Origin of the sequence: Moorena sp. SIO3H5 (genome assembly GCF_010692395.1) — a bacterium.
Taxonomy (GTDB): Bacteria; Cyanobacteriota; Cyanobacteriia; order Cyanobacteriales; family Coleofasciculaceae; genus Moorena.
Window position 1 is genome coordinate 25,952 of sequence record NZ_JAAHHS010000042.1, and the last position, 9,149, is coordinate 35,100.

At 43.3% G+C, this 9,149-nt stretch carries 9 protein-coding genes; 4 read left to right on the forward strand and 5 right to left on the reverse strand.

What is annotated here, in order from left to right; genetic code table 11:
- The first annotated feature begins 40 nt into the window (after positions 1 to 40).
- Both F6K52_RS07485 and F6K52_RS07490 read left to right on the forward strand, forming a co-directional pair.
- Positions 41 to 664, forward strand: coding sequence for a DUF2996 domain-containing protein (locus F6K52_RS07485; RefSeq protein WP_293075920.1), 624 nt, complete (start codon positions 41 to 43; stop codon positions 662 to 664).
- Positions 665 to 984: 320 nt separating this feature from the next.
- A complete protein-coding gene (locus F6K52_RS07490) occupies positions 985 to 1,731 on the forward strand; it encodes a hypothetical protein (protein WP_293075922.1) in 747 nt (248 codons plus the stop codon).
- Positions 1,732 to 1,845: 114 nt separating this feature from the next.
- Here F6K52_RS07490 and F6K52_RS07495 read toward each other — a convergent pair whose 3' ends face one another.
- A complete protein-coding gene (locus F6K52_RS07495; protein WP_293075924.1) occupies positions 1,846 to 3,303 on the reverse strand; it encodes a zinc ribbon domain-containing protein in 1,458 nt (485 codons plus the stop codon).
- Between the two features lie 104 nt (positions 3,304 to 3,407).
- Between F6K52_RS07495 and F6K52_RS07500 the strand changes: the two genes are divergently transcribed.
- A complete protein-coding gene (locus F6K52_RS07500; protein WP_293075926.1) occupies positions 3,408 to 4,346 on the forward strand; it encodes a pentapeptide repeat-containing protein in 939 nt (312 codons plus the stop codon).
- Positions 4,347 to 4,604: 258 nt separating this feature from the next.
- On the opposite strand, the gene F6K52_RS07505 is transcribed toward F6K52_RS07500, so the two are convergent.
- Together F6K52_RS07505 and F6K52_RS07510 are read right to left on the reverse strand one after the other, a co-directional pair.
- A complete protein-coding gene (locus F6K52_RS07505) occupies positions 4,605 to 4,922 on the reverse strand; it encodes a DUF433 domain-containing protein (protein WP_293075928.1) in 318 nt (105 codons plus the stop codon).
- Positions 4,923 to 5,351: 429 nt separating this feature from the next.
- Complete coding sequence (locus F6K52_RS07510) at positions 5,352 to 5,534, reverse strand: hypothetical protein (RefSeq protein WP_293075930.1); 183 nt, start codon at positions 5,532 to 5,534, stop codon at positions 5,352 to 5,354.
- 288 nt (positions 5,535 to 5,822) lie between these two features.
- Here F6K52_RS07510 and F6K52_RS07515 point away from each other — a divergent pair, with 288 nt between their 5' ends.
- Positions 5,823 to 7,124, forward strand: coding sequence for a pentapeptide repeat-containing protein (locus tag F6K52_RS07515; RefSeq protein WP_293075932.1), 1,302 nt, complete (start codon positions 5,823 to 5,825; stop codon positions 7,122 to 7,124).
- A 347-nt stretch (positions 7,125 to 7,471) separates the two neighbouring features.
- Here F6K52_RS07515 and F6K52_RS07520 read toward each other — a convergent pair whose 3' ends face one another.
- Positions 7,472 to 7,972, reverse strand: a complete 501-nt coding sequence (locus F6K52_RS07520; protein ID WP_293075936.1) for a TerB family tellurite resistance protein — start codon at positions 7,970 to 7,972, stop codon at positions 7,472 to 7,474.
- 93 nt (positions 7,973 to 8,065) lie between these two features.
- A partial coding sequence (locus tag F6K52_RS07525) for a methyltransferase domain-containing protein (protein ID WP_293075940.1) occupies positions 8,066 to 9,149 on the reverse strand: 1,084 nt, incomplete at its 5' end.

A 9,149-nucleotide genomic window follows, 5' to 3' on the forward strand; every position in this document is an offset into this window, starting at 1 on the left:
ATAGGATTATCCAGACTAAAGATAACGACTTACATTAGCTATGGCGGAAGAAACCCAACCGTTACCTAACCCTGAGGAAGCCAATACTCCTTCTGATACACCAGCAGAGAAACCAGCGGCTAAGGCTCCTGCGGCCAAAAAGCCTGCGGGCAAATCAGAAGAGAAACCAGCGGCTAAGGCTCCTGCGGCTAAAAAGCCTGCTGAAAAATCAGAAGACAAACCAGCGGCTAAGGCCCCTGCTGCTAAAAAGCCTGCTGCTGGGGCAAAAGCTAAAAAAGCTAAACCACCAGCAGTTGAAGATAAACCTTTCACAGAATTTGTGGAACAACATTATGTGCCAGCCCTTAAGACTGCTTTTGCCAAACAAGGTATTGATGATGTAGATGTGACCTTTGCTAAACAGAAAATCCCCATTCCGAGTTTGAGTCAAATGGATGACTGTTGGCAAGTAATGGGTAGTTGGCAAAATGGGCAACGTCAATTTAACCTTTATTTCCTAGACGAAGATATTAAAAAACAAAAGGCTTTCTCTGCGTCAGCTAATGGTGTTAAACCTAGTACAATCGAGTCATTTATGATTGATGAACGGAAAGTTACTCTTCCTCTAATGGTTCATTACACCATACAACGGCTAAATGCTCAGAAGTGGCTAATGTGGAATTAGTTATTCTTGGATAAGTTGAGGTAGATTTTTGGATTTTTACCGAATCTACCAACCAAGATGCAAACTGTTTTGATCATGGAGCGATCGCTACCTTTCGCTCCCGATCACAAGGTTGGTTTTAGGGAGTAGGGAATCGGGAGTAGGGAATCGGGAATCGGGAGTCGCGGTAAGAGTGTCGATATTGGGCAACAATTTTGTTTGCTTGATTAGTTTTTTCGGTAACTATTTTTAAGCTTTACTGCTACGTTTAATGATTAACATAACAACCATAACCCTTGACTATCCAAGGGGTTGGTTGCTACTACTATTTGTTTTTATAATTGTATTATTCCGTAGTTTTACTAGGGCTAAATCTTATAGGGCTGCGCCAAGATAATATAAAAAACTGTTCCCTATTCCCTGATATGACAGATTTGAGTCAAGAAACCCCTTATAAAAAACTAACTATAACCGCTTCGTCAACTGGTGTAGAGACAGCCAAAGGAGCGTTAATCAGGCTAGATTTTGAGTCGGAAAGTAATTTGGCAAAATCCCAAGGTCTCAGTGACAGTATAGTGACGAAGTTTTTTAATTTCAAACCAATTCAGCTGGATTCCTTTAAACGGATATGCCAGGCTCTGAAATTAAAATGGATAGAAATTGCGGGAATAGCAGAGGAAAAGCAATCGGAAGCAGTAAGCCAAAATGATGGCAGTAGCTCAGAGCTGGTGGAACAACAGCAACCACCCGTGGAAGTAACTGTAGTCGATAGACAACCTGAAACCATTAACGCTTCTATCGTCTTAAAAGGGGATATCGATTCAGCAGAACATTTAAAACGGATTGAATCTAGTTTACAAAACTCTTCAGGAGAGACTATCAAAATTAGTGATATTAAACGAGACAGTATCCAATTAATTGTAGAAGGTTCTCAACAGGATATCGAACGGCTTGTATCTCAGATAAAATCAGGAGAAGTAATAGAATTAAGCGGTTTTCCTGTTCAAGATATTAAAATTTTGAACAAAACCTCAGAGGATGATCAAAATAATGAGCTTGATCCTAAATGGGATACTCTTAAACCGTAATTAATTGGGATAAGCCCGGATAAAACGGTCAAGGTGTATTTTATTGTCGCCCGAGTGAGGAGTGGTCGAACAGCAATTGGAGTCAAGCCTCCCACTCATCTATCTGGGCGCTCCTTACATCCCGGTAAGGAGTTCCTTGAAAGCCCGAGTTTTGCTATGCTTAGAATCAAGCCATCCAAGCTCAACCGCATCAGCCAAACTCAATCCCATACCTCTCAAGAAACGCGCGGTACGGCGCAACAACACTGCTTGAACCTCGGTTTTATTCATGTACCGGGAAATTTCCTTGTCTGTACCCCGAGCAAGGATGTTTTTGGCAGCATTGTGGTCAGCCTGCAACACGACCCCATCAAACCTGGTAAAGCTGTCCCCACTCCTTTTCCCCAACAGGGTTCCAGTTACGGAGTCAACTTGCGACGTGTAGCTCGGCTGGACTTCTGTGACAACAGATCCAGTCCAATTAGCCCATTTATGCAAGGAGTCCCGCATTTCTCCTTTCATCCAACTATTAAGCTTACGGGACATAGCCTTGGACTGGCGTTTATTTTTAATCGGTTGTGTTAAATCTTCAGCAAATACTTTTAGTGATTCTCCTTTTAAAAGGGATTTGGAAGCGGCTCCTATAATCGCCTTTATTTCTGATTGATTTTTTCTATATCGGCGATTTTCTGTTTTTCTGCTCAGGTTGTTTTTGAGTATTCGAGCCGACTTAACTGGATCTATTTTCTCTAGTTTTCTATGTATAGCCCAAAGCTTTCCTCTGTTGCGATTCTTGGCACATATTCGATCGGACTTCTTGGTTGCTACTTTGCCCAAGTCTTTTCCGTGTGCCTGACCGTCTGAATCATAGAAAGCCTCAGTGTATCCCTTGTCTACCCCGATAGCACGACGATTAACAGGAATTTCGGCGGTACCATAATCTACTAAAAAGTGAACCTCAAACCTTTGTAGGAGTTGGTTATAGATTAATCTAATCTGTCCTTTGATTTTTCGATTAGACCTAACAACTATCCTGTTTCTTTTTCCTCTCTTTAGCCCAGCTAATTCCAGTTGGTAAGTGTTACGAGAGAGTCGCTTACAGCTATAACCTCCTTGTTGATAAACTATCTGATTTTTAACCCAAGAATGTCCTCGTTGAAACTCTTTCCTGACGAGTCTGTGAAGTAATGGATTATCCAGAAAAGCTAAGGTTTTGAGCTGTTTACAAAGTTCCTTTCTTATTTTTTGGTTTTCCTTTCCAGAAAATCTCTTGTAGACCTTCTTGACGACTGCCTCTGTACAGGCCGCCTGTTGAGCTGTAATGGCTTTTGCTACATCGCTGACTGTCCATTCCATCAACTTGGAAGGCAGTCCTAAGGACTCAGGAGTTCTAAAGCTCCTGACTTCTGGGTAGGCTTTTTTCCAGTCAAGGCTCCAATGACTGATACTGCCTAGCTTATTGTAAGAGTCAGACCTGACTGTGCCTAGTTTTTTCATCGTAGACAGCAAATCAAATTCAACCGACTTAGTCATCCCCACCACAGGGACGATTTGAGTCGATATTTTCTTTGTTGCGTCTACTTTTTTTGGCATCGTTAACTGGCTATGTCCTATATCTTAAGTATACTCTAGCGCTAGCAAAACCTTAATGTCCATATTATGTCGTTAAATCCCGTTTTATCCCGATTTTTGAGGACTTGATTGCAAGGCGTCTAGTGGAAGAGATTGTCAGCACTGGAGCTGCGGGTCGAAACTTGAGGAATGCTGACCTGAGTGATGTTGACCTAAGTGATACTGACCTCAGTCGTGCTGACTTGAGTAATGCCTACCTAAGTGGTGCTGACCTGAGTAATGCCTACCTTAAGGGTACCTACCTGATTAGTGCTAACCTCAGTGGTGCCGATCTCAGTGCTGCCCAGCTCAAGGGAGTCAACCTGAGTAATGCCGACCTCAGTGGTGCCAACCTCACTGATGCCAAGCTCAAGGGTACAAACTTATATTATAGTAACCTGAGTCGTGCCGACCTAACTGATACTAACCTTAGTTATGCCGACCTGAGGAATGCCGACCTGAGGGGTGCCAACCTCAGTAATGCCGACCTGAGGAATGCCAACCTCACTGATGCCAAGCTTAGTGGTACCAGTCTGGATCATGCCGACCTGAGTCGTGCCGATCTCAGTGGTGCCGATCTCAGTGGTGCCAAGCTCACTGATGCCAAGCTCACTGATGCCAAGCTCAGTGGTGCCAGTCTGAATCGTGCCGACCTGAGGGGTGCTAAGCTCAGTGGTGCCAACCTCAGTGGTGCCAGCCTCCATGGTTCTGACCTCAGTGGTGTCAGCTTCAGTAGTGCCAACCTAAATGGTGCCAAGCTTAGTGGTGCTGACCTGAGTGGTGCCAACCTAAATGGTGCCAAGCTTAGTGGTGCCAACTTCAGTGGTACCGACCTCAGTAATGCCAACCTAAAAAGTGCCGACCTCACTGATACCCAGCTCAGTCGTGCTATCGTGGACAATGCTCAATTTGGAGATAACCCGGGAATTGATGAATCCATCAAGGATGACTTAATCAAACGAGGGGCAATGTTTGAAGATGTGCCAGGGGATAGCTCGGAAAGTGTTACTCCTAGCGAAAGATAGGGATTCCTGCAAAAAAACGCGATTGGCCTTTGGCCACGCTACGCGATCGCTTAAAGCAAATAATGCGATTGGCCTTTGGCCACGCTACGCGATCGCATCCACCAAAAAAACGCGATTGGCCTTTGGCCACGCTACGCGATGAAGCTTCGCTTCCGCTAAGAGCGATCGCTTACAAATACTCAATACCCCCAACCATTTCCTCTAGAGTAGATAGCGTTTCTAATAGTAATGATGTAAACAAGATTTTTTCCCTATTCCCTATTCCCTATTCCCTATTCCCTTTGCTATACTATTGCGCTTCATTTGTTCCACAAACGCTGCACTTTCTGCGGTATGGCGGTCAATTTCTTCCCGATGATCGTAATAATAGGCCATTGCCGCATAAACCGCTGGCTTAGATAAATGATACTCAGAGGCAATTTCTTCTAAGGATTCTCCCATCTCCAAATACATTGTGGCAATAGTTGCCACAGGCATTCTAGTGCCAATAATGCGAGGTTTACCACCACAAAAGTCAGGATCTATAGCAATATACTCTGTGCTGATCTGTTGGATAGACATTTGTTCATAATTCATTATCTAAAACCTAATAATTTAGGCAAAGAGTATAATTATAATTTTGACCTATAATAGGATATATTAAAAGTTTTTTGATACTGATTTTTGCCCCCCTAGCCCCCCAGCGAGCAATCCCTCGCTGGGGGGAACAAGAATCAATTTTATGGTAAAAGTCCCCCAAAATTGATACCTTTGGCGAATTCGTGAAACCCTTATTATGCCGTAATCTGCTCCCCTCTCCCAAGGTTGGGAGAGGGGCTGGGGGTGAGGGCTGATGGGGCTTCAAGGAATGTTCACGAAATATTTCGCCAACAGTATCAAAATTGGTGGATTTAGGGGGCTTGGATGTAGCAAATGGAACTTCCCAGACAACCTCTAAAAAAGTGTCAGGTTCTGTTCCCTGTTCCCTGTTCCCTGTTCCCTGTTCCCTCACCTTGCGCTATCATTTTATTTACCTTTAGATTTAGGCAGTGAAAGTCCCAGATAGCCTCCAAGACCTATTTTTGCCATATCCATAAAGGTGGGGCGGTATTGTTCATCAATTACCGCTAGGGTAAGTGACCCCCCAAGTAATATCGATATAATAGCAGCTTGAACCATTTCTTTGATTCTCAGAGTTTTATGAGCCATAGGTTTTTGTTGTAACTGGTACGCTTGACTGCTACTTTTAATGGTTACCCACAAAAACCGAACCCTTGACTGGACAATGGATTAGTTGCTAATATGTTCTGGGTTTCGTTTGATTGCGTTGTGACTGAGTTGTGATTGCGCTAAAGGTTATGGCGCTGGCGGCAGGGAATAGGGAACTTTGGCTCAGGGAATTATTTAGTTTGGTGATTTAGGGCTGCATCGCTTACTACGTTGATTTTTAAAAAATTATTACAGCTATTACTATAGTTATCAAAAATTAGCCATACGATGAAAAAGTGTAGTCCAGGAAAAAAAAATAAAAAAGTAACTATCACCGCATCTTCAAACGGTATGGAAAAAGCTAAAAAGGCTTTAATAAGGCTAGGATTTGAGTCTCAAAGTGAGTTTGCAAAATTACAATTTATAGGTCGCACTACAGTAACAAAGTTTTTTAATTTCAAGCCAATTCAGCTGGATTCCTTTAAACGGATATGCGATGGACTGAAACTAGACTGGACAGAAATCGCAGGAATAGCAGAGGAAAACGGATCAAAACCGCTAACCAGAAATTATTACAGTAGCTTAGAGCTGGTGGAGGGGGTGGAGCAAGGGCAAGCACCTAGGCGCGAAGTGACTGTAATCGATAAACAAAGTAAAACAATTAAAGTTTCTATTGTCTTAGAAGGTGATATAGATTCAGTTGAAAATTTAAAATTGATTCAATCTATTTTACAAGCCTATTCAGGAGACAGTATAAACATTATTGATATTCAACCAGGCAGCATCCGATTAATTGTAGAGGGTTCTCCAGAGGATATCGAACGCCTTGTATCTCGGCTAAAATCAGGAGAACTCAACGAATTAAGCGGTTTTCCTGTTCAAGATATTCAAATTTTGAGCGAAAGGTCAGAGGATGATCAAAAATGGCATCTAGTAGAAGAGATTGCTAGCCGTGGAGCTGTGGGTCGAAACTTGAGGGGTGTTGACCTGAGTGATGCTGACCTGAGTGGTGCCGACCTCAGATGTACCGACCTCAGAGGTGCCGATTTGAGGGGTACTGACCTCAAAGGTGTTAACTTCAGAGGTGCCAAGCTGAAGGGTGCCAAGCTCAGTGGTACCTACTTGATTCGTGCCAACCTGATTCGTGGTGCCAACCTGATTCTTGACTACCTGATTCGTGCCAAACTGATTCGTGGCTACCTGAGGGGTGCTGACCTGAGGGGTGTCGACCTGAGGGGTGCCGACCGGAGGCATGCCGACCTGAATGGTGCCAACCTGAGGAATGCCGACCTGAGTCGTGCCAAGCTGATTCGTGCCGACCTGAGTGGTGCCAACCTGAGTGGTGCCAACCTGAGTGGTGCCGACCTGAGTGGTGCTGACCTGAGTGGTGCCGACCTGAGTGGTGCCAACCTGAGTCGTGCCAACCTGAGTCGTGCCAACCTAATTGGTACCAACCTAATTGGTGCTGAAGTAGAAAATGCCCGTTTTGGAAATAACCCAGGAATTGATCAATCGATGAAGCCTGACCTAATGAAACGAGGCGCAATTTTTGAGGATTTTCCAGGGGATCGCTCTGCTCTGAAAGTTTAAACCTTAGCAAAAGATAGGGATTACGGAAATTAGGGGGTGCTGATCATTTTTAGGAATCCGGTAAGCTTCAATCAAACAAAAGGGATTGCTCGTAGGCCACGCTAAGCGAACGCTCAAAAAACTCAATAACCCCAACAATTTCCTCTAAAGTAGATAGCATCTGGAATAATAATTAACCCACAATTTTCGCCTAGATACTCTACTAGGTTCCTAATTCCAAAATAGAGCCACGCATCCAATGGTCTTAACTGAAATCAAAGAGTATAACCACTGCTGGTTAATGAGGATTTCATTTTACTGATCAGGCAAGTAGATCGAAATCCTCTTTAAAAAGCTGTGAACCAGAATTAACTATCTGTTTCAAATAAAGCAATCCGCAGTCGATCGGTTGTCTCTTCCATTTCCGCCACGGACTCTAGACTAACAACCACGCTGGGTTCAACTCCTAAAATTTCCGCCGCTTTAGCCACCGCTGCTTTTTCTTTTTCATGGTAGTTCCCATCAGCTCGACTCATTTTGATCGCTTGGTACAACATTGAGCTGCGAAAATTAAATGTAAAATCATACTTGATTCCACTCAATAGCTCTTCAAGGTTAGCATTTTTCCAATCGAATTTGCGGAGGGTTTCAACGTACTCTTGAACAGCTTCAGAGTCTTCCGCCATCATTTCTTGTTCGTCAATAAACCACTGTAATTCTTCTTCTGCTAGTTCTCCATCTGCACCAGCGATCGCCAATAAGGCGCAGCCGTAATTTACCCCCACCTCCAAATCAACTGAAGTGTTAGAAGAAAAGCCATATTTATGCTCAGCATATTTGCTCAGTTTGACAGTTTTTCCACTGGTCATATTTTTATCCTTTTTTTGTTTTGAGCACTTTAATTTGATTCAACTAACTTTAGATAAATTTGTCAACTCAATGTAAGTATTATTGTGTTTAAACTAGTCGGCTTTTTTAGCTCGGAAGGTAGCTGTGACTGTATAGTCAGAGGTGCGGTAACTGGTGAAGCCGACATGTTCACATTCGACAAATCCAACTGATTCCATTAGTTCTAACACTTTGGAAATAGGTATAGCGCCTGCTACGCAATCGCACCAACTCCCTTCTTGTATTTCTGACTCAGAATTTCCTTCGCGAACTACATCCACGAAATAAAACCTACCCCCTGGTTTCAAGCAATTATAGGCTTGGACAAAAGCACATTTTTTACGAGGTGATAAGTTAAATGTCCCATTGGAAATAACCACATCCGCTACACTTTCGGGAATGTCTTCGTGTTTGCCCATATCAAAGGGTGCTTTAATCACTTCAATAGTCGTGAAGTTACATAATTCAGCATTTTCACGGGCTTTTTTCACCATTGCAGCGGTCATATCTACACCAATGACTTTCCCGGTTTCACCTACCAAACTAGCAGCAACACAAAGGTCAGCACCGGCACCACATCCTAAATCGACAACGGTTTCACCTTGGTTAATCGGGCCAAGGGAAAAAGAATTACCGCACATACAGGAAGACTCCCAAACTTGGTCAGGAAGTTGGGATACGTCATATCCCACTTTGGCGGCATTTTCTTTACCATAGGGTAGGGGATTAATGGTGCCGAACCCTACTTGAGGATTTTCAGCCAGTTGGGTATACTGCTTCAGAATTTCCTTAAAGGAACGGGTGACACCAACTGTTAACTTGATTTGACTCCAAAGTTCATCACTTTCCAGGAATTCCTTGTAGTCAATTACACCATTGTTGTTACTGTCTGCTTTGACAATGAGTGTCGTCAGTTCATCTTCGCTAAGATTAACTTTCAACGAGTCCAACAATTGACGTAATTCATCGACTGAGATAGAACCATTGCCATCTAAATCAATCAGGGAAAAGATTTCCCGTAGATCATCTTGGGAAGTGAGGTCTACCTTGTTGACCACCCATTCCGCAAATTCAGGAAATTCGATGGTTCCACTTAAATCGGCATCGGTCTTGATAAAGACCGCTTCTAGTTCTTCATCGGTTGGAGTCGTTGAAAGA

Bases quoted from the DNA above. Each gene is read 5' to 3' on its own strand.
- F6K52_RS07505 (WP_293075928.1), bottom strand. From the start codon at position 4,922: ATGAATTATGAACAAATGTCTATCCAACAGATCAGCACAGAGTATATT.
- F6K52_RS07485 (WP_293075920.1), top strand. From the start codon at position 41: ATGGCGGAAGAAACCCAACCGTTACCTAACCCTGAGGAAGCCAATACT.
- F6K52_RS07510 (WP_293075930.1), bottom strand. From the start codon at position 5,534: ATGGCTCATAAAACTCTGAGAATCAAAGAAATGGTTCAAGCTGCTATT.
- F6K52_RS07515 (WP_293075932.1), top strand. From the start codon at position 5,823: ATGAAAAAGTGTAGTCCAGGAAAAAAAAATAAAAAAGTAACTATCACC.
- F6K52_RS07495 (WP_293075924.1), bottom strand. From the start codon at position 3,303: ATGCCAAAAAAAGTAGACGCAACAAAGAAAATATCGACTCAAATCGTC.
- F6K52_RS07520 (WP_293075936.1), bottom strand. From the start codon at position 7,972: ATGACCAGTGGAAAAACTGTCAAACTGAGCAAATATGCTGAGCATAAA.